Raw genomic sequence first — 22,003 nt, forward strand, 5'->3', positions numbered from 1 at the left:
GAAAGTAACCCTGATTGCGCCAATCGCGATGGACGAAGGTCTGCGTTTCGCAATTCGTGAAGGTGGCCGTACGGTAGGTGCTGGTGTTGTTGCTAAAGTGATCGCATAATCTTTTTAATGTGTTCATTTTGGAAGGGGCATCGACAGATGCCCTTTTTATACGTTGTCTTAGGAAGAACCTATCTCATCAATAGTTGTCTGATGGTACGCTGACTGAACAGCTGTGAATTATTGGTGAGATAGGCTCTGATACAACGGATAGACTTTGGTATCGCCCAGTTTTCAAGAATTCTTTCCAAAAAATAGTTTTCAAGAAAACAGATACAAAAAGTCCTGCTGAATTATGGCACCGAGTCAGATACAATTACAATTATCTTTGGGTTCGGTCTGATTTGTTTTGCTCTTGCGAGGCAAGCTGGCTATCTATTTACATCATAGTTACTTACATATAGTTACAGGTTGGTTTATGAGTGCGAATAGCAATGCTCAAGAAAGCGGGCGTGGTCTTGATATAGCAAAATGGCTATTGGTGGCAGTGCTGCTGGTGGTTGCTATTGTGGGTAATTACTATTACCGGGAGTATAACCTGCCTCTGCGCGCGATAGCTGTTGTTGCTATTGTTGCCCTTGCAGGAGCAGTTGCATTGTGGACTGCGAAAGGTAAAGCTGCATTAGCATTTGCTCGTGAATCCCGCGTTGAAATGCGTAAAGTCATTTGGCCAACACGCCAGGAAACCCTGCATACAACACTGATTGTTGCGGCAGTAACGGCTGTTATGTCTCTTATTTTGTGGGGACTGGATGGTATTCTGGTGCGTTTAGTTTCATTTATTACAGGCCTGAGGTTTTAAGAATGTCTGAATCTCCAAAAAAGCGTTGGTATGTCATACAGGCATTTTCTGGGTTTGAAGGTCGTGTGGCTCAATCTCTGCGTGAGCATATCAAATTGCATGATATGGAAGATTCTTTCGGCGAAGTGATGGTGCCGACAGAAGAGGTTGTTGAGATCCGCAGTGGCCAGCGTCGTAAAAGCGAGCGTAAGTTCTTCCCTGGTTATGTCTTAGTACAAATGGTAATGAATGATGCGACCTGGCATCTGGTTCGCAGTGTGCCACGCGTAATGGGCTTTATCGGTGGTACATCTGACCGCCCGGCACCAATTAGTGATAAAGAAGTCGATGCGATTATGAATCGTCTTCAGCAAGTTGGTGATAAACCACGTCCAAAAACTTTGTTCGAACCAGGCGAAATGGTTCGTGTCAGCGATGGTCCGTTTGCGGACTTCAATGGGGTAGTGGAAGAAGTCGATTACGAGAAGAGCCGTTTGAAAGTTTCGGTTTCTATTTTTGGTCGTGCTACGCCAGTTGAGCTGGATTTCAGTCAGGTCGAGAAAGTCTGATCTGATGCTTAATTAAGCGAATTGGCTTGCAAAGGGTGTGAAATTAACATACAATTTCGCGCCTTTTGTTTTTATCTGGACGCCATTTTGAGTTGTCTGGATAAGCAACTAAGTCTGGTCACAGACATAACTTTTTTTGTGGTCTGGTCTTACATTAGAATATTAGACGAGGCCTGAATCGTAGGGGAGCCTCTTTCTGGAGGCGATAACACCCATATTGAGGAAATATAATGGCTAAAAAAGTACAAGCCTACGTTAAGCTGCAAGTTGCGGCGGGTATGGCTAACCCAAGCCCACCAGTTGGTCCAGCTCTGGGTCAGCAAGGTGTTAATATCATGGAATTCTGTAAAGCGTTCAATGCTAGAACTGAAAGCATTGAAAAAGGCCTGCCAATTCCAGTTGTTATCACTGTTTACGCAGACCGTTCTTTCACTTTCGTTACTAAAACCCCACCAGCGGCTGTCCTGCTGAAGAAAGCAGCAGGCATCAAATCTGGTTCTGGCAAGCCGAACAAAGACAAAGTTGGTAAAGTAACCAGCGCTCAGATTCGTGAAATTGCTGAAACTAAAGCTGCGGACATGACTGGTGCTGACGTTGACGCAATGATGCGTTCGATCGAAGGTACTGCTCGTTCCATGGGCCTGGTAGTGGAGGGTTAATCAATGGCTAAACTGACCAAGCGCATGCGCACTATTCGTGAAAAAGTTGATGCAACTAAACAATATGACATTAACGAAGCTGTTGCTCTGCTGAAAGAATTGGCTACTGCTAAATTCGTAGAAAGCATTGACGTAGCTGTCAATCTTGGCATTGATGCTCGTAAATCTGACCAGAATGTTCGTGGTGCAACTGTACTGCCACACGGTACTGGTCGTTCAGTACGCGTTGCTGTATTTACCCAAGGTGCAAACGCTGAAGCAGCTAAAGCTGCTGGCGCAGAACTGGTAGGTATGGAAGATCTGGCTGAACTGATTAAGAAAGGCGAGATGAATTTCGACGTAGTTATCGCATCTCCAGATGCAATGCGCGTTGTTGGCCAATTAGGTCAAATCCTGGGGCCACGTGGCCTGATGCCAAACCCGAAAGTTGGTACTGTAACTCCTAACGTTGCTGAAGCTGTACAGAACGCTAAAGCAGGTCAGGTTCGTTACCGTAACGACAAGAACGGTATCATCCACACCACCATCGGTAAAGTTGACTTTGACGCTGACAAACTGAAAGAAAACCTGGAAACTCTGCTGGTTGCGCTGAAAAAAGCTAAGCCATCTTCTGCTAAAGGCGTTTACATCAAGAAAGTTAGCCTGTCCACTACCATGGGCGCAGGTGTTGCGATCGACCAATCTGGTCTGAACACCGTAGCTTAATAATTTAAGTTAAAAGCGAATAACGCTTTACCTTGGCGTCAGATTTGTCTAAAATCTGACGCTTCAAATTTGCCTGAACAGATGTATAATAATTGATACATAAAACGTATCAGGACAAATCACAGTTTTCGGTTGGAGCTTGGCCTAATCCAAGCCCCGTCCAAGACCGCAGGCGTAAAATTACTTAATATCCTGCGTAGACGGTGACAGAGCCAAAAGAAATTTATTTTCTGGATTCTGCTCACCGTGTTTCAGCGCTCAGGCACATTTCGTGCTTTGAGTGAAGTGAGTCCCGGGTTTGCCCGGTTAATCCAGGAGCAAGAAGCTAATGGCACTAAATCTTCAAGACAAACAAGCGATTGTTGCTGAAGTCAGCGAAGTAGCCAAAGGCGCGCTGTCTGCGGTTGTTGCGGATTCTCGCGGCGTTACCGTAGATAAAATGACTGAACTGCGTAAAGCAGGTCGCGAAGCTGGCGTTTACATGCGTGTTGTTCGTAACACTCTGATGCGTCGTGCTGTTGAAGGTACTGAGTATGAGTGCCTGAAAGAAGCGTTTGTTGGTCCAACCTTGATTGCTTTTTCTAACGAACATCCGGGCGCAGCTGCTCGTCTGTTCAAAGATTTCGCGAAAGCGAACCCAGCATTCGAGATTAAAGCAGCAGCCTTTGAAGGTGAGTTTATCCCAGCGAGCAACATCGATCGTCTGGCAACACTCCCAACTTACGAAGAAGCAATCGCACGCCTGATGTCAACCATGAAAGAAGCCGTTGCAGGCAAACTGGTTCGCACCCTGGCTGCGCTACGCGATCGGAAAGACGCAGCTTAATTGCTTATTTCTTTCGTTGCTTTTTAACGTATAAATTTTTTCTGAATTTTAGGAACACTTGTTATGTCTATCACTAAAGAACAAATTCTGGACGCAGTTGCAGAAATGTCTGTAATGGACGTTGTTGAAATTATCAGCATGATGGAAGAAAAATTCGGCGTTTCTGCTGCTGCTGCTGTAGCTGTAGTTGGTGCTGCTGCTGAACCAGTTGAAGAGAAAACTGAATTCGACGTAATCCTGACTGGCGCTGGTGCTAACAAAGTTGCTGTAATCAAAGCAGTACGTAGCGCAACTGGTCTGGGTCTGAAAGAAGCTAAAGACCTGGTTGAAAGTGCACCAGCAGCACTGAAAGAAGGCATCAGCAAAGAAGACGCTGAAGCTCTGAAAAAATCTCTGGAAGAAGCAGGTGCTTCTGTTGAGATCAAGTAAGATCAGTTTGAAGTTCGCAGCCTGATTTACTAGGCTGGCGGCTGGCGGTTTTTTTAATCGCCAGCCTTTTTGCGCTGTAGAGCACCTTGTTGTTTTAAAGTCATGTTGTTTTATAAAGTCATTTTGGAGTTTTATAAGGCATATGCTCTATAGAGCACAACGCAGGGAGTTAGTAGCATTTCACACTGTTTGGCTACTAATGAACCCACAATACTCCTTCCTATTGACGACTTAATATACTGCGTTCTCAGCTACTATCCACTCGGGTAGCTCGGTAGTAAGGTAACGTAATGAAATGATTTAAGAGTAATAGTAATGAGTATTACGGAAAATATTCTATTTTCTGGTCGAAAAAATAGTGTTGCAGAGTGCTGTCCTTAAGGGCGGACAGAGTGGGTCACTTATCAGCGAGCTGAGGAACCCTATGGTTTACTCCTATACCGAGAAAAAACGTATTCGTAAGGATTTTGGTAAACGTCCACAAGTTTTGGATGTTCCATACCTTCTTTCTATCCAACTTGACTCGTTCCAGAAGTTTATCGAGCAAGATCCTGAAGGCCAGAATGGACTGGAAGCGGCCTTCCGTTCTGTGTTCCCAATTCAGAGTTACAGCGGCAGTTCTGAGCTGCAATATGTAAGCTACCGTCTTGGCGAACCTGTTTTTGATGTTCAAGAATGTCAGATCCGTGGCGTGACTTATTCCGCTCCACTGCGTGTTAAACTGCGTCTGGTGATCTATGAGCGTGAAGCGCCAGAAGGCACAGTTAAAGACATCAAAGAACAAGAAGTCTACATGGGTGAAATTCCACTCATGACTGATAACGGGACTTTCGTTATCAACGGTACTGAGCGTGTAATCGTATCTCAGTTGCATCGTAGCCCAGGCGTTTTCTTTGACAGCGATAAGGGTAAAACCCATTCATCCGGTAAGGTACTGTATAATGCACGTATCATTCCTTACCGTGGTTCATGGCTGGATTTCGAATTCGATCCTAAAGATAACCTGTTTGTGCGTATCGACCGTCGTCGTAAATTACCGGCTTCGATTATTCTGCGCGCGATGGATTATACCACTGAGAACATTCTGAACCTGTTCTTCGACAAAACTATTTTCGAAATCCGCGACAATAAATTGCAGATGACTCTGGTTCCAGAACGTCTGCGTGGCGAAACAGCTTCATTCGATATTGAAGCAAACGGCAAACTTTATGTTGAAAAAGGCCGTCGTATCACTGCTCGCCATATCCGTCAGTTAGAAAAAGATCAGGTAGACCGTATTGAGGTGCCTGTCGAATATATTGCGGGTAAAGTTGTTGCAAGAGATTACATCGATCAGAACACAGGTGAAATCATCTGTACTGCTAACATGGAACTCTCTTTGGATCTGCTGGCGCGTTTGAGCCAATCTGGTCATAAAACCATTGAGACCCTGTTCACCAATGACTTGGACCACGGGGCATACATTTCCGAAACTCTGCGTATTGACCCAACCAACGATCGTTTGAGCGCATTGGTTGAAATTTACCGCATGATGCGTCCGGGTGAACCACCAACCCGCGAAGCTGCAGAAAACTTATTTGAGAACCTGTTCTTCTCTGAAGATCGTTATGATCTGTCTGCAGTTGGCCGTATGAAGTTCAACCGCTCCTTGGATCGTGAAGAGGTTGAAGGTTCCGGTATCCTGAGCAAAGATGACATCATTGATGTCATGAAGAAGCTTATTGATATCCGTAACGGTAAAGGCGAAGTGGATGATATTGACCACTTGGGCAACCGTCGTATTCGTTCCGTTGGTGAAATGGCTGAAAACCAGTTCCGTGTTGGTCTGGTACGTGTAGAACGTGCGGTGAAAGAGCGTTTGTCTCTGGGTGATTTGGATACCCTAATGCCACAGGACATGATCAACGCCAAGCCAATTTCTGCGGCAGTGAAAGAGTTCTTTGGCTCCAGTCAGTTGTCTCAATTTATGGACCAGAACAATCCACTGTCTGAAATCACCCATAAACGTCGTATTTCTGCTTTGGGTCCGGGTGGTCTGACCCGTGAACGCGCAGGCTTTGAAGTTCGAGACGTACACCCGACTCACTATGGTCGTGTATGTCCAATTGAAACGCCTGAAGGTCCAAACATTGGTCTGATTAACTCACTGTCTGTTTATGCACGTACTAACGAGTATGGTTTCCTTGAAACCCCTTATCGTTTAGTACGCGACGGTGTAGTAACAGATGAGATTCATTACCTGTCAGCGATTGAGGAAGGTAACTACGTCATTGCGCAGGCTAACTCCGCATTGGACGAAGAAGGCCACTTTATCGAAGAACTGGTAACTTGCCGTCACTATGACGAATCCAGTTTGTTTAACCGTGATCAGGTTCAGTACATGGACGTTTCGACACAACAGATCGTGTCCGTCGGTGCTTCCTTGATCCCATTCCTTGAACACGATGACGCCAACCGTGCATTGATGGGTGCAAACATGCAACGTCAGGCGGTTCCAACTCTGCGTGCAGATAAGCCGCTGGTTGGAACAGGTATGGAGCGTGCGGTAGCGGTTGACTCTGGTGTAACCTCCGTTGCTAAACGTGGTGGTGTGGTTCAGTACGTTGACGCATCCCGTATCGTGATTAAGGTAAACGAAGATGAAATGTACGCGGGTGAAGCGGGTATTGATATCTATAACCTGACTAAATACACCCGTTCTAACCAAAATACTTGTATCAACCAGATGCCATGTGTATCTCTGGGCGAACACGTAGAACGTGGTGACGTTCTGGCTGATGGTCCATCCACTGACTTGGGTGAACTGGCGCTGGGTCAGAACATGCGCGTGGCGTTCATGCCATGGAATGGTTATAACTTCGAGGACTCCATCCTCGTTTCGGAACGTGTAGTTCAGGAAGACCGTTTCACTACTATTCATATTCAAGAACTGGCTTGTGTATCCCGTGATACCAAACTGGGGCCTGAAGAGATCACCGCTGACATCCCTAACGTGGGTGAAGCAGCGCTGTCTAAGCTGGACGAATCCGGTATCGTTTATATCGGTGCGGAAGTGAAAGGTGGCGACATTCTGGTGGGTAAAGTAACACCGAAAGGTGAAACGCAGTTAACGCCAGAAGAAAAACTGTTGCGTGCGATCTTTGGTGAAAAAGCATCTGACGTTAAAGACTCATCACTGCGCGTACCGAACGGTGTTTCCGGTACTGTTATCGACGTACAGGTCTTTACCCGTGATGGTGTAGAAAAAGACAAGCGTGCGCTGGAAATCGAAGAGATGCAGTTGCGTCAGGCGAAAAAAGACTTGACTGAAGAACTGCAAATTTTCGAAGCCGGACTGTTTGCCCGTATTCGCAATGTACTGATTTCCGGTGGCATTGAAGCGGAGAAATTAGACAAACTGCCACGTGAGCGCTGGTTAGAACTGGGTCTGGCTGATGAAGATAAACAAAATCAGCTTGAGCAGTTGGCAGAACAGTATGACGAACTGAAAGCTGAGTTCGAGAAGAAGCTGGATGCTAAACGCCGTAAGATCACTCAGGGTGATGACTTGGCACCGGGCGTACTGAAAATTGTCAAAGTTTATCTGGCAGTGAAACGTCAGATCCAGCCTGGTGACAAGATGGCAGGTCGTCACGGTAACAAGGGTGTAATCTCTAAGATTAACCCGATCGAAGACATGCCTTACGATGAAAACGGTACTCCGGTTGACATCGTACTGAACCCGCTGGGCGTACCATCACGTATGAACATCGGTCAGATTCTGGAAACCCACTTGGGTATGGCGGCGAAAGGTATTGGTGACAAGATCAATGCGATGCTGAAACAGCAGCAGGAAGTTGCCAAACTGCGTGAATTCATCCAGAAAGCTTATGATCTGGGTGATGACACCCGTCAGAAAGTTGATTTGAATACTTTCACTGACGACGAAGTCATGCGTCTGGCTGAAAACCTGAAAAACGGTATGCCAATCGCAACTCCAGTCTTTGACGGTGCGAAAGAGACTGAAATCAAAGAGCTGTTAAAATTGGGTGGTTTGCCGACCTCCGGTCAGATCACACTGTTTGATGGCCGTACTGGTGAGCAATTTGAGCGTCAGGTAACTGTTGGTTACATGTACATGCTGAAATTGAACCACTTGGTTGATGACAAGATGCATGCTCGTTCTACCGGTTCTTACAGTCTGGTTACTCAGCAGCCGCTGGGTGGTAAGGCACAGTTCGGTGGTCAGCGTTTCGGTGAGATGGAAGTGTGGGCACTGGAAGCATACGGTGCAGCATATACTCTGCAAGAAATGCTTACCGTTAAATCTGATGATGTTAACGGTCGTACCAAGATGTATAAAAACATCGTGGATGGTAACCACCAGATGGAACCAGGTATGCCGGAATCTTTCAACGTATTGCTGAAAGAGATCCGTTCCTTGGGTATCAATATCGAGCTGGAAGACGAATAAATTGTTTTCCGCTGGCACTGTCCGGCCTTATGTTGAAACCGGGTGTTGAAAGATAGACTGCGTGTTGAAACATATAGCAATGTCGGGCAGTTTGCCAGCCAGTGGTTACACTGGTCATAGGGGGGAGTGGCATGGGCCACTCACCTAACAGGTCTAACTCCGACAGGAGCCATTTCGTGAAAGACTTATTGAAGTTTCTGAAAGCGCAAACCAAGACCGAAGAGTTTGATGCGATCAAAATTGCTCTGGCCTCTCCAGATATGATCCGTTCGTGGTCATTCGGGGAAGTAAAAAAGCCGGAAACCATTAACTACCGTACGTTCAAACCTGAGCGTGACGGCCTTTTCTGTGCACGTATTTTCGGGCCAGTAAAAGATTATGAATGCTTGTGTGGTAAATACAAGCGTTTGAAACACCGTGGTGTGATTTGTGAGAAGTGTGGTGTTGAGGTTACTCAGACTAAAGTTCGCCGTGAACGTATGGGGCACATCGAACTGGCATCTCCGACTGCTCACATCTGGTTTCTGAAATCTCTGCCATCCCGTATCGGTTTGTTGCTGGATATGCCGCTGCGCGACATTGAACGCGTATTGTACTTCGAATCCTATGTGGTTGTTGAAGGCGGTATGACCAGCCTTGAGCGCAGCCAGATCCTGACTGAAGAACAGTATCTGGATGCACTGGAAGAATTCGGTGATGAATTCGACGCTAAAATGGGTGCGGAAGCGATCCAATCTTTGTTGAAGAACATGGATCTGGAAAACGAATGTGAAACCCTGCGTGAAGAGTTGAATGAAACCAACTCTGAAACTAAGCGCAAAAAGCTGACTAAGCGCATTAAATTGTTGGAAGCTTTCATTCAGTCTGGTAATAAACCAGAGTGGATGGTTCTGACCGTTCTGCCAGTTCTGCCACCGGATCTGCGTCCATTGGTTCCACTGGATGGTGGTCGTTTCGCAACTTCAGACCTGAACGATCTGTATCGTCGCGTTATTAACCGTAACAACCGTCTGAAACGCCTGTTGGATCTGGCTGCGCCAGATATCATCGTACGTAACGAAAAACGTATGTTGCAGGAAGCGGTTGATGCATTGCTGGACAACGGTCGTCGCGGTCGTGCGATTACAGGTTCCAATAAACGTCCTCTGAAATCCTTGGCAGACATGATTAAGGGTAAACAAGGTCGTTTCCGTCAGAACCTGCTGGGTAAACGTGTTGACTACTCAGGCCGTTCTGTAATTACCGTAGGTCCATACCTGCGTCTGCATCAGTGTGGTCTTCCTAAGAAGATGGCACTGGAGCTGTTCAAGCCATTCATTTATGGCAAGCTGGAACTGCGTGGTCTGGCGACTACCATCAAAGCAGCCAAGAAAATGGTTGAACGTGAAGAAGCGGTTGTATGGGATATCCTTGATGAGGTTATCCGTGAGCACCCGGTTCTGTTGAACCGTGCACCAACCCTTCACCGTCTGGGTATTCAGGCATTCGAACCAGTTCTGATCGAAGGTAAGGCAATCCAGCTGCACCCGCTGGTGTGTGCGGCTTATAACGCCGACTTCGACGGTGACCAGATGGCTGTTCACGTGCCGTTGACACTGGAAGCTCAGCTGGAAGCGCGTGCGCTGATGATGTCTACCAACAACATCCTGTCTCCAGCGAGTGGTGAACCAATTATTGTTCCATCTCAGGACGTTGTATTGGGTCTGTACTACATGACCCGTGACTGTGTTAACGCGAAAGGCGAAGGCATGGTTCTGACCGGTCCTAAAGAAGCAGAGCGCGTATACCGTGCAGGTCTGGCTTCTCTGCACGCCCGTGTCAAAGTTCGTATCACTGAAGAAGTGAAAGATGGTGAAGGTAATGTCACCGTTAATACAGGGTTGGTTGATACGACCATTGGTCGTGCCATCCTGTGGATGATTGTACCAAAAGGTCTGCCATACTCACTGATTAACCAGCCACTGGGTAAAAAAGCTATCTCTAAGATGCTGAATACCTGTTACCGCATACTGGGTTTGAAACCAACCGTTATTTTGGCTGACCAGACCATGTATACCGGTTTTGCTTACGCTGCCCGTTCAGGGGTATCCGTAGGTATTGATGATATGGTTATTCCTGAGAAGAAAGAAGGCATCATTGCTGAAGCAGAAGCTGAAGTTGCCGAAATTCAGGAACAGTTCCAGTCAGGTCTGGTAACTGCGGGTGAACGTTATAACAAGGTTATCGATATCTGGGCTGCGGCGAACGAACGTGTTGCTAAGGCGATGATGGAAAACCTCTCTTCTGAAACTGTTATTAACCGTAATGGTGAAGAAGAGCAGCAGGTTTCCTTCAACAATATCTTTATGATGGCAGACTCCGGTGCTCGTGGTTCTGCGGCTCAGATCCGCCAGTTGGCGGGTATGCGTGGTCTGATGGCAACGCCAGATGGTTCCATCATCGAAACCCCAATCACTGCGAACTTCCGTGAAGGTCTGAACGTACTCCAGTACTTCATCTCAACTCACGGTGCTCGTAAAGGTCTTGCGGATACCGCATTGAAGACCGCGAACTCCGGTTACCTGACACGTCGTCTGGTTGATGTTGCTCAAGACCTGGTTATCACTGAAGATGATTGTGGTACTCACGACGGTATCCTGATGACTCCGGTCATTGAGGGTGGTGACGTTAAAGAACCTCTGCGTGAGCGTGTACTGGGTCGTGTGACTGCTGAAGACGTTCTGAAACCGGGCTCAGCGGATATTCTGGTTCCACGTAATACACTGCTGAACGAAAAATGGTGTGATCTGTTAGAAGAAAATTCTGTTGACAGTGTGAAAGTACGTTCCGTAGTTAGTTGTGAAACTGATTTCGGTGTTTGTGCAAAATGTTACGGACGTGACCTTGCTCGTGGTCATATCATCAACAAAGGTGAAGCAGTTGGTGTTATCGCGGCACAGTCAATCGGTGAACCAGGTACACAGCTGACGATGCGTACGTTCCACATCGGTGGTGCGGCATCTCGTGCAGCAGCAGAATCCAGCATTCAGGTACGTAACAAAGGTCAGCTGAAACTGACTAACGCAAAATTTGTGACTAACTCTGTGGGCAAACTGGTTATTACTTCCCGTAATACCGAATTGCGCCTGATTGACGACTTCGGTCGTACAAAAGAAAGCTATAAAGTACCTTACGGCTCGGTATTGGCTAAAGGTGATGGTGAAGCAGTAACTGGCGGTGAAACCGTTGCGAACTGGGACCCACACACCATGCCAGTCGTGAGTGAAGTGTCCGGTATCATCCAGTTCTACGATATGGTTGATGGTCAAACCATCACCCGTCAAACGGATGAACTGACCGGTCTGTCATCACTGGTAGTTCTGGATAGCGCAGAGCGTACTGGTAGCGGTAAAGACTTGCGTCCGGCTCTGAAAATCGTAGATGCTCAGGGTAACGATGTTCTGATCCCAGGTACAGATATGCCTGCTCAGTACTTCCTGCCGGGTAAAGCGATTGTTCAGCTGGAAGATGGCATGGCTATCTCTGCGGGTGATACGTTGGCGCGTATTCCTCAGGAATCTGGCGGTACTAAAGATATCACCGGTGGTCTGCCACGCGTTGCAGATCTGTTCGAAGCTCGTCGTCCGAAAGAGCCTGCTATTCTGGCAGAGATCAGCGGTATCGTTTCTTTCGGTAAAGAAACCAAAGGTAAGCGCCGTCTGGTAATCAGCCCACTGGATGGTAGTGATGCTTACGAAGAGATGATCCCTAAATGGCGTCAGCTCAACGTGTTCGAAGGTGAGGTTGTTGGACGTGGTGACGTGATCTCCGATGGCCCAGAATCTCCACATGACATTCTGCGTTTGCGAGGTGTTCATGCTGTTGCTCGTTACATCACCAACGAAGTTCAGGAAGTTTACCGTTTGCAAGGCGTTAAGATTAACGATAAACACATCGAAGTTATCGTTCGTCAGATGCTGCGTAAAGCTACCATTGCAAGTGCGGGAAGTTCTGAATTCCTTGAAGGCGAGCAGGTTGAATACGCACGCGTTAAAGTTGCTAACCGTAAGCTGGAGCAGGACGGCAAAGTACCTGCGACTTTCCACCGTGATCTGCTGGGTATCACCAAAGCGTCACTGGCAACAGAGTCTTTCATCTCTGCGGCGTCGTTCCAGGAAACAACCCGCGTATTGACTGAAGCAGCTGTTGCAGGTAAACGTGATGAATTGCGTGGCCTGAAAGAGAACGTTATTGTGGGTCGCTTGATCCCTGCGGGTACAGGTTATGCTTACCATCAGGATCGTATGCGTCGTCGTCACGAAAATGAAGTGGTTGAAGCACCACAAGTCAGTGTTGACGAAGCCACTGCAAACCTTGCTGAATTGTTGAATGCTGGTTTCGGTAGCAGTAATAACGAGTAAACTCGTGATGATGATGAATAATAGTATACTTAATCAGTATAGCTAATTGTAAAATGCCCTCTCTTGGTAGAGGGCATTTTTTATTGAGTGGAAAATACAAATGAGACGAATCGTTCATGTTTCTGTAATGGTTTTCTTACTGTCCTTGATATTTTTTCTCAATCCGGCCGTAGCACATCAGCATGATCGGTCAGACTATCTCTATATGGAGGTAACCAGAGACAGTGAAATCTATGCCTGGATTGGTGAACATGTTATTCAGGTTGGGCTATTCAAAAAAGGGCAAAACCTGAAAGTGATTCAGGAAGAAGGGGAAAACAGTGATTATTACGAATTTAGCTTTGGTAATGGAAAAGGTTATATTGCTAAAGGTAACTTAAGAGAAATAAAAAAATCTACATTTCCTATTGACCCTTTCCAGACTCTCAATAAAAAAGCATCACAAGGCTTAGTTATTTTTAAGGACATTCGAGTCTATAGCACACCGAAAGTAGATAATAAACCCGTCGCAATTTTGGCAGCGGATCTCCGTTATCCAATTTTGGATAAATTACAGGACGCTTCACATCATATTTGGTATGAAATTAATTTAGGCGATCGCTTGGGTTACATTAGTGACCAAGATGCTGAGTTGGATAATGGTATTCCTGTATTGACTTATCACCATATTCTTAAAGATAAGGAAAATAAACGTTTTTTCCATACTTCAACGACCACATCTTTGACTGCCTTTCGTAATCAGATGGCTTATCTGAAACAGGCGGGCTATACCACGATTTTATTGTATGAATTGGAAGGATACCTAAATGGAGCCATTAACTTGCCAGCTAAAGTGGTTGCTTTGACATTTGATGATGGATTGAAATCTGTATATCGGTATGCTTATCCAATATTGAAAGAGAATGGGCAGAAGGCAACACTTTTTATTATTTCATCCCGAATTAAGCGTCATCCACAGAAATGGAACCCTAATAGCCTGCAATTTTTAAGCCTTTCTGAATTATACTCCCTGCAGAATGTTTTTGATTTTCAATCTCATACCCATTTCTTGCATCGTCTAAATAAAAATAAACAGCCAATATTATTCAGTCGTTCATACCGCAATATCTTGTATGATTTTGAGCGTTCACGCCGGGCATTATTACAATTTAATCCCCATGTACTTTATCTCTCTTATCCTTTTGGTGGGTATAATCAGACAGCGATGAAAGCTGCCAAAAATGCAGGATTTCATTTAGCGGTTACTACAGTACAAGGGAAAGTAAAGCTAGGTGATAATCCTTTCTCTTTGAAGCGATTATATATATTACGGACAAATCCCATTGAAAAAATGGCAAAAATGATTTCTAACCAGGCAGATACTGTATCTTTACAGCCTATAGATAACAGGATGTAAAATATTAATACATTACCAGGTTTTTAGGGGTTCACCATAGTTATAAACATATCTGAATTTATAGGATATAGAGCCTATTCCTTTAGGCCCTAAGTTTAATTATTGAATCTCACTATAGCTTTCGCTGAATCAAGCTTATTCTTTGTTTTTTACCATTTTGATAAAAATTTCTCGTGCACTTGGTGAGCCAAGACGTTCTGCTTCATCTAATAACTTCAGTGCCTTATCAATATCACCACTTCTAATCGCTTTTTTAATAGCATCATTGAAATACTGTTCGGTATCACCTAAGACTGGTTTGGTTTCCGGTGTAATAGGTGACGGTTGTCCAGAAGGAGCTGTATTTAGTTGTGTAGAACCAACAGTCACTGTTTTAGGCTCGGATACAGTAAAAGAATGACCAATTAAAATATTTCCAGCATCTCGTTCCGATTTCACTTTCAGTGTTAAAATACCAGTATCGGTATGGCGAGCTATCGGATTAGGAATATTAGGCACAGCATTACCGACTCCCTGTGCATAGGCTTTGGCTGGATTAACCATTTCTGTGGATGTTTGTAGATCTGCATGGGTCGTATAAATCAGCATATAAATTTGCTGTTGCCCTAATGCGGGTGTCAGTTTTAATGTTCCCTCAAGCCTGTCTGCCGACATAATACTTGGCTGCTGATAGGTAAAATAATGACTTGGATAAAACGCAGCAGGACGGAATTGTTCATCAAGCACTAACACATTAGGTGAATAAACCTGCCTATCTTTTATCGGGCTACTCAGGGTTATTTTCAATGCTCCATGATTGGCAGGTAAAGCAAGAGCAGCAACTGGACCCTGGATATTTCCTTGGTTAAGCTGAAGTGATGCATGACTAAGAGTCACTGTTTGCTTGGCATTGGTATTCACCGATTGCCATGCTAATTTCTGTAAAACGGAGATAGGTAAAGAAGGCGCAACGAGGTTGCGCTTTCTCAAATCAGTTATGGTCTTATCAGAAACAGTCTCAGTGACAGCATAAGTTATTGTGGGTATGTTCATGTAGAACAAGATACCGAAACAAATAGGAAGTAGTTTGATTCTCATCTTATGACCTTTGCCTGACATTACCACCAAGCCTCAAATTGAGCCCCAAACGTGAATTCATCACTCTTACCACGGCTGAAACGGTGTGCCGATGTGTCAGAATAAGCAACGCCATCAAGATAACCGACATTGTTATTGGCATAACCCCACTTTTCATTCCATTTAGCATAAGTAACAAATAAACGGATAGCAGGGCGGGACCAGATACTATCCCCAGCTTGCCATTGCTGAGCCAATGTAATTTTGTATTGGTTATTTGTTGCTTTAGTGCGTTGAGATTTTACATTGTCATAGCCAGCTTCCATCAACGTACTCATAACGGGGGTCCACTTATACATTGGTCGGATCCCAACCGTATACCATGTGGTGCCGTTACGATTGTCGCGATCAATATCCTGATACATAGCCACGTACATCAGATCCCATTTTTTTGCCAGATTGATTGCACCATGATTTAAAATACGCAGCATATGACCATTATTGTTGATGTTGGCACCTTCTGGACGACCATTATTGCTGGAAGTCATAGAGTCAGTTGCATACTGAACGACAAACTTGTTGAATCCTCCCAACATACTTTGTGTGTGTTCAGCCGTTAGCATAACGCCATCTTTGGAGGCATTTTTATTCAGATGATAGCCTTTACGTGCATTAGCGCGCCCATAGTCAATCCCCAATTCCAGCGTTCCACCATCATTGATAGGTAAATTAGCAAGCCGAATATCGAAAACATCATTAGAGGTGGAGGTATAGCCCTGTTTACCTGCAATCCAGCCATATGAGCCACCATTTTCGGTATTGCGAGTCACAGCAAGAGAAAGTTTGCCCAAACCAAGATCAATATTCTCCAAACCTGCACCAGGGCCTGAGATATCCCAATAATAAAAATCGATCATATGCACATCATGGCGTTGGTAAAAGCGCTTACCTGCCCATAAAGTCGAGCCGGGCAGCCAATCAATGATGTTACTTGCTTTCACATTCATTTCACGGAGAGCTGGGCTGGTTGATTCCCAATCGTTCTTTTGCGAGATGGAATAGGCCAGATTAGTGTCAAAATAGAAGCGTTTGTCACCTTCCTGCCACAATTCTTGCCCTAATTTTAATTCGGCATAGGTTTCACACTCATTGCCGAGGCGATATTTACTTTGTGCTCCTGTACTTTGAGCACATTTTTGTTCACCTCCACTGCCTGTCCAACCGATACCTGAACGGGCATAACCGTGAAAGTCTACCGCAGCGGCTTGTATGGAAAAGAATCCAGCCAGTATAGTCAATGAGAGAGGTAAGATACGCATTAATAATTCTCCTGTTATTTTTTTATGGAGTAGATTTAAACTCCTGGTTCCTTATGCAAACGCTGACATGCCGTTCCATCTTCCCGGAACAGATGGCAGCGATGAGGAGCTAACCCGATCGTGAAGGTTTCCCCTTCTTCCACGAGAACAATATCAGGCCGGAGATAAACGAGGTTTTGATGAATAGCGGATATGTGGATATGGATTTGCGTTTCATTTCCTAACTGCTCTACTAGCTGTATTGTTCCTTCTAGTGTTACGTCGGCAATATCATTAGGCAGTAGATGCTCTGGGCGAATGCCCAGGGATACGTTACTGCCAACGGTGAGGCCTTTACTTTCGACAGGGAGCCAAACATGCTGTCCATTGGGCAGGCTGATTTGCACTTGATCGACGGCGATAGCAGAAACCTTGACGGGTAAGAAATTCATTTTCAGAGAGCCAATAAAGCTGGCTACAAAACGGTTGGCTGGGTAGTGATAAATCTCCAGAGGTTTTCCGACCTGAGCAATATTGCCTGCGTTTAATACGACGATTTTATCTGCCAATATCATAGCTTCAGTTTGGTCATGGGTGACATAGATCATGGTGCGTTTCAGGCGTTTATGTAGGCGTGAAATTTCAATACGCATTTGGACACGCAGGGCTGCATCCAAGTTAGAAAGGGGCTCATCCAGCAAAAAGATATTAGGTTCGGCTACCAGAGTTCGGCCAATAGCAACTCGCTGACGCTGCCCGCCTGATAGCGCTTTTGGACGGCGATCTAATAGATGGGCAAGCTGGAGAGTTTCTGCAACTCGCTCTACTCGCTTCTGAATTTCACTTTTTTTAACACCTGCCAGTTTTAAGCCGAAAGACATATTATCTGCTACAGACAGATGGGGGTAGAGTGCATAAGATTGAAAAACCATTCCGATACTGCGTTTGGCAGGAGGTACATCATTTATCCTTTGTCCTGCGATCAGTATTTCACCGGAAGTAATATCTTCCAGACCGGCAATCATCCTTAATAAGGTCGATTTCCCACATCCTGATGGGCCAACAAAAACCACGAATTCCCCTTCTTTAATATCAAGATTGAGATTTTTGGAAATAATATTTTCACCATAAGCCTTAGATACATTACGAAGTGTGACGCTGGACATGTGTTTCCCTCGGAGTTGCCATCCTGGTTTGTAGTGAAAAGCAGATGGCAGGATTGTGTGCAAAATAACAGGAACAAAAATCCTCCATTTGATAGTTTTTTATGGGGGAGGAAGTAGGAGGATGAGATTAATGAAATTGAAAAATTCTTTGATAAGTCACGGAATAAGATGTGATTTTAATCCCAAAAATTGATGCCTTTTTAAGGCTAACAGTATGGTTTACAGTGCTTTTGTAATCACGCTCACACTCGTTTGATGGGAGGCGTAGGATGGAGGAGGATGAGCCTGTTTTCTATTGATTGCACACTGAGGACTATTTTCTGAAAGTGTAATGAGAAATTTAGCTTAAATTAGTAGACGATGAAAAGGACGGAATGATGACAAAAACAACCTTGAAAGTGAGTGTTCGTACTCTGATGCTTTCCGTTTTATCTACATGGGTACTCTCTGCTCCTGCTTTTGCAAAATTGGAAGAAGGTAAGCTGGTAATTTGGATCAATGGGGATAAGGGGTATAACGGTCTGTCCCAGGTTGGTGATAAATTTGCGCAGGAAACGGGCATTTCAGTCAGTGTTGAACACCCAGACAAACTAGAAGAAAAGTATTCCCAGATTGCTGCAACGGGAGATGGTCCAGATATCATTTTCTGGGCACATGACCGTTTCGGAGGCTATGCACAGTCTGGGCTGCTGGCTGAGGTTACACCCGATAAAAATCTTACGGAGAAGCTGTTTCCTTTCACTTGGGATGCGGTTCGCCATGATGGCAAGATAGTTGGTTATCCTGTTGCGGTTGAAGCACTTTCCCTTATTTACAATAAGGATCTGCTTAAGTCACCACCCGCAACATGGGAAGAAATTCCGGCATTGGATAACGAACTAAAAAAACAGGGAAAGAGTGCAATAATGTTTAATTTACAGGAGCCTTATTTCTCCTGGCCCCTGATTGCTGCTGATGGTGGGTATGCTTTTAAGAGGCAGGGAGATACCTACAATATTAAAGATAGTGGTGTAAATCATGCTGGCTCTAAAGCAGGTTTGGCATTTTTAGTCAGCTTGGTAAAAAACAAACATCTCAGTGCGGATATCGATTACTCCATTGCTGAAGCTGCTTTCAATCAAGGTAAAACAGCAATGACTATCAATGGCCCTTGGTCATGGGCGAATATTGACAAAAGTAAGATCAATTACGGTGTCACTCTGTTACCCACTTTTAAAGGTCAACCCTCTAAACCTTTTGTTGGTATTTTAAGTGCGGGAATCAATGCAGCCAGTCCTAATAAGGAATTGGCGAAAGAGTTTTTGGAAAATTACCTGCTGACGAATGAAGGTTTGACCATGATGGATAAGGATAAGCCATTAGGCGCTGTAGCGTTGAAATCCTATCAGGATATCCTTGCCAAAGATCCTCGAATTGCTGCCACGATGGGAAATGCTCAGAAAGGGGAAATTATGCCGAATATTTCACAAATGAGCAGTTTCTGGTATGGCATGCGTAGCGCCGTACTCAATTCAATAAGTAGTCGACAATCTGTAGATGCGGCTCTCAATGATGCAGAGGCTCGAATAGTAAAATAAACGAATATTAGGCTCCTGATTTTGAAGGAGCTTTTTTGTCTATTGAGGGACAGGTTTGGTCACTGGATTTCAGTAACAGATTCTGAATAAAGGTCTTTTTGTAACGGGAATAGTTATTAACTGGGATAGTAACAGGAAGTGCATAATGTCAACGAGATTGAACAAAAAAGTATGGTGGTCACGCTCTGTCCTGAAACGGCTTGTCGTGGGGCTGATAGCGGGGCTGGGCCTATTTTTTACGGGTTATTTGACTGTGTTGATGTATGCACAAGGGGAATATCTGTTCGCTATGCTGACACTGGTATTACTGGGCAGTGGTATTTATATCTTTGTCAATAGCAGATCTTATGTTTGGCGTTATACCTATCCGGGTATTGCCGGAATGGCTTTGTTTGTATTGTTTCCACTCATTTGCACCATTGCGATTGCTTTTACAAATTATAGCAGTACCAACCAACTCACTCTTGAACGGGCTAAGACAGTATTAATGAGTCGTCAATATCAGACAGGAGAAGCATTTGATTTCAAGCTTTATCCTGAAGCTGAGCGGTGGGTTTTGGCATTGAGTATCTCGGATAGTTCCAAGATATCCAGTTCTAATATATTAGTATCAGAGCCTTTTTCTTTATCTGAATCTGAAAAGGAAGAGATGATTCTGCCATTGCATGAACGAACAGTTGGTTTTGAACGCAGTGCTGCTACATTGCGTACTATCACTCAGAACCGACAGATATTAGGGCAAATTGTGGTGATTTTGCCCGATGGCAGTAAGTTACGTATGAGTTCCCTACGGAAATTTTCCGGTATACATTCACTTTATACTCTAAGTGAAGATGGTAACACCCTAACTAATAATCAAACTGGTGTGCAATACCGACCAAATATGGAGACGGGCTTCTATCAATCCATTAATGCCAAAGGGGGATGGGGGCAAGAAACGTTGAGTCCCGGATTTACCGTTTCTATTGGATGGAAAAACTTCCTGCGGGTGATACAGGATGAAGGGATTCAAAAACCTTTTCTCTCCATTTTTGTCTGGACGGTGATCTTTTCTCTGTTGACAGTAATATTGACTGTAGCGCTGGGTATGATTCTGGCTTGTATTGTGCAGTGGGAAGCACTTAAAGGCAGGGCAATCTACCGAGTATTACTTATCTTACCGTATGCTGTACCTTCCTTTATTTCCATCTTGATCTTTAAGGGGTTATTTAATCAGAGCTTTGGCGAAATTAATTTGCTGCTAAATGGGTTATTTGGTCTGAAACCGGATTGGTTTACTGATCCGACTCTGACCAGAACCATGCTGATTATTGTCAATACATGGTTGGGCTATCCCTATATGATGATCCTGTGTATGGGGTTGCTGAAAGCGATTCCTGATGATCTGTATGAAGCATCTGCAATGGATGGTGCAGGACCATTACAGAATTTCTTCTATATCACGTTTCCTTTGTTAATTAAGCCTCTAACACCATTGATGATTGCCAGCTTTGCTTTTAACTTCAACAATTTTGTTCTGATCCAATTACTTACTAAAGGTGGGCCAGATCATATTGGCACAACAACACCTGCGGGTTATACCGACCTCTTAGTCAGCTATACCTACCGAATTGCGTTTGAAGGTGGTGGGGGACAGGATTTTGGGTTAGCTGCGGCGATAGCAACGTTAATTTTCCTGCTGGTGGGAGCCTTAGCAATTATCAATCTGAAAACCACACGCATTAAATTTGACTAAGGAGATGACAACATGGCGATGGTGCAACCTAAATCACAACGGTGGCGAGTATGGGCAACACATATACTCATGCTGACTTTTATCGCTTTGATTTTATTTCCATTACTGATGGTTATTGCTATTTCCTTACGACCAGGAAATTTTGCTACAGGTAGTCTTATTCCGGATGCGATTTCCTGGGAGCACTGGAAATTGGCACTTGGTATTAGCGTAGAATCCGCTGATGGGCGTGTTACACCTCCACCATTTCCGGTGATGTTATGGCTATGGAACTCTGTAAAAGTCGCATTTATTACTGCCACGGGTATTGTTGCACTATCAACAACATGTGCTTATGCCTTTGCTCGTATGCGTTTTCGTGGCAAAAGTACCTTGTTGAAAGGAATGCTGATTTTTCAAATGTTCCCTGCTGTTTTGTCATTGGTGGCACTATATGCTCTGTTTGATCGACTGGGAGAATATATTCCTTTTATCGGGTTGAATACCCATGGCAGTGTGATCTTTGCTTATATGGGGGGAATTGCTCTGCATGTGTGGACGATAAAAGGTTATTTTGAAACGTTAGATCGTTCTTTAGAAGAGGCGGCTATGTTGGATGGGGCGACATCGTGGCAAGTTTTTCGTTTGATACTTTTGCCTCTTTCTGTACCAATACTGGCGGTTGTATTTATTCTGTCTTTTATCGGTGTGATTACTGAAGTGCCAGTGGCGTCGCTATTGTTAAGAGATGTGGACAATTACACATTAGCTGTGGGTATGCAGCAATATCTTCATCTACAAAATTATCTCTGGGGTGATTTTGCAGCGGCTGCCGTACTTTCTGCTGTGCCTATCACAGTGGTTTTCTTACTTGCTCAGCGCTGGTTAGTGGGAGGATTAACAGCGGGTGGTGTGAAGGGGTGACT

General features: G+C 44.8%; 16 protein-coding genes. 13 read left to right on the plus strand and 3 right to left on the minus strand.

The features are described from left to right. The first annotated feature begins 10 nt into the window (after positions 1–10). From Xbud_RS04605 to Xbud_RS04650, 10 genes are all read left to right on the plus strand, one after another. Positions 11–109: an EF-Tu C-terminal domain-related protein gene (locus Xbud_RS04605; protein ID WP_422645762.1), complete on the plus strand. Its 99-nt coding sequence runs from the start codon at positions 11–13 to the stop codon at positions 107–109. A gap of 357 nt (positions 110–466) precedes the next feature. Next, positions 467–850 (plus strand): preprotein translocase subunit SecE, encoded by a 384-nt coding sequence (secE, locus tag Xbud_RS04610; RefSeq protein WP_099134963.1) that lies wholly within the window; start codon positions 467–469, stop codon positions 848–850. A gap of 2 nt (positions 851–852) precedes the next feature. Continuing rightward, positions 853–1,398, plus strand: coding sequence for a transcription termination/antitermination protein NusG (gene nusG, locus Xbud_RS04615; protein ID WP_038260749.1), 546 nt, complete (start codon positions 853–855; stop codon positions 1,396–1,398). Positions 1,399–1,628: 230 nt separating this feature from the next. Next, complete coding sequence (gene rplK / locus Xbud_RS04620) at positions 1,629–2,057, plus strand: 50S ribosomal protein L11 (RefSeq protein ID WP_099134964.1); 429 nt, start codon at positions 1,629–1,631, stop codon at positions 2,055–2,057. A gap of 3 nt (positions 2,058–2,060) precedes the next feature. Next, positions 2,061–2,762 (plus strand): 50S ribosomal protein L1, encoded by a 702-nt coding sequence (rplA, locus tag Xbud_RS04625; RefSeq protein WP_099134965.1) that lies wholly within the window; start codon positions 2,061–2,063, stop codon positions 2,760–2,762. A gap of 328 nt (positions 2,763–3,090) precedes the next feature. Further along, on the plus strand, positions 3,091–3,588 hold the full coding sequence (rplJ, locus tag Xbud_RS04630; RefSeq protein WP_099134966.1) for a 50S ribosomal protein L10: 498 nt from the start codon (positions 3,091–3,093) through the stop codon (positions 3,586–3,588). Positions 3,589–3,651: 63 nt separating this feature from the next. Then, the gene (gene rplL / locus Xbud_RS04635) at positions 3,652–4,017 is read left to right on the plus strand and encodes a 50S ribosomal protein L7/L12 (RefSeq protein WP_099134967.1); all 366 of its coding nucleotides are present in this window, start codon (positions 3,652–3,654) and stop codon (positions 4,015–4,017) included. 424 nt (positions 4,018–4,441) lie between these two features. Next, positions 4,442–8,470 (plus strand): DNA-directed RNA polymerase subunit beta, encoded by a 4,029-nt coding sequence (gene rpoB, locus Xbud_RS04640; protein WP_099134968.1) that lies wholly within the window; start codon positions 4,442–4,444, stop codon positions 8,468–8,470. Positions 8,471–8,646: 176 nt separating this feature from the next. Next, positions 8,647–12,870, plus strand: coding sequence for a DNA-directed RNA polymerase subunit beta' (gene rpoC / locus Xbud_RS04645; protein WP_099134969.1), 4,224 nt, complete (start codon positions 8,647–8,649; stop codon positions 12,868–12,870). 100 nt (positions 12,871–12,970) lie between these two features. After that, the gene (locus Xbud_RS04650; protein WP_099134970.1) at positions 12,971–14,266 is read left to right on the plus strand and encodes a polysaccharide deacetylase family protein; all 1,296 of its coding nucleotides are present in this window, start codon (positions 12,971–12,973) and stop codon (positions 14,264–14,266) included. A 135-nt stretch (positions 14,267–14,401) separates the two neighbouring features. Here Xbud_RS04650 and malM read toward each other — a convergent pair whose 3' ends face one another. The 3 genes from malM to malK are packed head-to-tail and all read right to left on the minus strand — an operon-like array spanning position 14,402 to position 17,786. Then, complete coding sequence (gene malM / locus Xbud_RS04655; RefSeq protein ID WP_099135138.1) at positions 14,402–15,343, minus strand: maltose operon protein MalM; 942 nt, start codon at positions 15,341–15,343, stop codon at positions 14,402–14,404. 20 nt (positions 15,344–15,363) lie between these two features. After that, positions 15,364–16,641 carry a maltoporin gene (locus Xbud_RS04660; protein ID WP_099134971.1) on the minus strand — a complete coding sequence of 426 codons (1,278 nt, stop codon included), beginning with the start codon at positions 16,639–16,641 and terminating at the stop codon, positions 15,364–15,366. Between the two features lie 35 nt (positions 16,642–16,676). Then, a complete protein-coding gene (gene malK / locus Xbud_RS04665) occupies positions 16,677–17,786 on the minus strand; it encodes a maltose/maltodextrin ABC transporter ATP-binding protein MalK (RefSeq protein WP_099134972.1) in 1,110 nt (369 codons plus the stop codon). 377 nt (positions 17,787–18,163) lie between these two features. Here malK and malE point away from each other — a divergent pair, with 377 nt between their 5' ends. From malE to malG, 3 genes are all read left to right on the plus strand, one after another. Next, positions 18,164–19,363 (plus strand): maltose/maltodextrin ABC transporter substrate-binding protein MalE, encoded by a 1,200-nt coding sequence (malE, locus tag Xbud_RS04670; protein WP_099134973.1) that lies wholly within the window; start codon positions 18,164–18,166, stop codon positions 19,361–19,363. 145 nt (positions 19,364–19,508) lie between these two features. Further along, a complete protein-coding gene (malF, locus tag Xbud_RS04675) occupies positions 19,509–21,098 on the plus strand; it encodes a maltose ABC transporter permease MalF (protein ID WP_099134974.1) in 1,590 nt (529 codons plus the stop codon). Between the two features lie 12 nt (positions 21,099–21,110). Beyond that, positions 21,111–22,001: a maltose ABC transporter permease MalG gene (gene malG / locus Xbud_RS04680; protein WP_099134975.1), complete on the plus strand. Its 891-nt coding sequence runs from the start codon at positions 21,111–21,113 to the stop codon at positions 21,999–22,001. Positions 22,002–22,003 lie beyond the last annotated feature (2 nt).

Source organism: Xenorhabdus budapestensis (assembly GCF_002632465.1).
Classification (GTDB): domain Bacteria; phylum Pseudomonadota; class Gammaproteobacteria; order Enterobacterales; family Enterobacteriaceae; genus Xenorhabdus; species Xenorhabdus budapestensis.

Coding starts and splice junctions, on each gene's coding strand:
- secE (WP_099134963.1), top strand. CDS start 467: ATGAGTGCGAATAGCAATGCTCAAGAAAGCGGGCGTGGTCTTGATATA.
- nusG (WP_038260749.1), top strand. CDS start 853: ATGTCTGAATCTCCAAAAAAGCGTTGGTATGTCATACAGGCATTTTCT.
- rplK (WP_099134964.1), top strand. CDS start 1,629: ATGGCTAAAAAAGTACAAGCCTACGTTAAGCTGCAAGTTGCGGCGGGT.
- rplA (WP_099134965.1), top strand. CDS start 2,061: ATGGCTAAACTGACCAAGCGCATGCGCACTATTCGTGAAAAAGTTGAT.
- rplJ (WP_099134966.1), top strand. CDS start 3,091: ATGGCACTAAATCTTCAAGACAAACAAGCGATTGTTGCTGAAGTCAGC.
- rplL (WP_099134967.1), top strand. CDS start 3,652: ATGTCTATCACTAAAGAACAAATTCTGGACGCAGTTGCAGAAATGTCT.
- rpoB (WP_099134968.1), top strand. CDS start 4,442: ATGGTTTACTCCTATACCGAGAAAAAACGTATTCGTAAGGATTTTGGT.
- Xbud_RS04650 (WP_099134970.1), top strand. CDS start 12,971: ATGAGACGAATCGTTCATGTTTCTGTAATGGTTTTCTTACTGTCCTTG.
- malM (WP_099135138.1), bottom strand. CDS start 15,343: ATGAGAATCAAACTACTTCCTATTTGTTTCGGTATCTTGTTCTACATG.
- Xbud_RS04660 (WP_099134971.1), bottom strand. CDS start 16,641: ATGCGTATCTTACCTCTCTCATTGACTATACTGGCTGGATTCTTTTCC.
- malK (WP_099134972.1), bottom strand. CDS start 17,786: ATGTCCAGCGTCACACTTCGTAATGTATCTAAGGCTTATGGTGAAAAT.
- malE (WP_099134973.1), top strand. CDS start 18,164: ATGACAAAAACAACCTTGAAAGTGAGTGTTCGTACTCTGATGCTTTCC.
- malF (WP_099134974.1), top strand. CDS start 19,509: ATGTCAACGAGATTGAACAAAAAAGTATGGTGGTCACGCTCTGTCCTG.
- malG (WP_099134975.1), top strand. CDS start 21,111: ATGGCGATGGTGCAACCTAAATCACAACGGTGGCGAGTATGGGCAACA.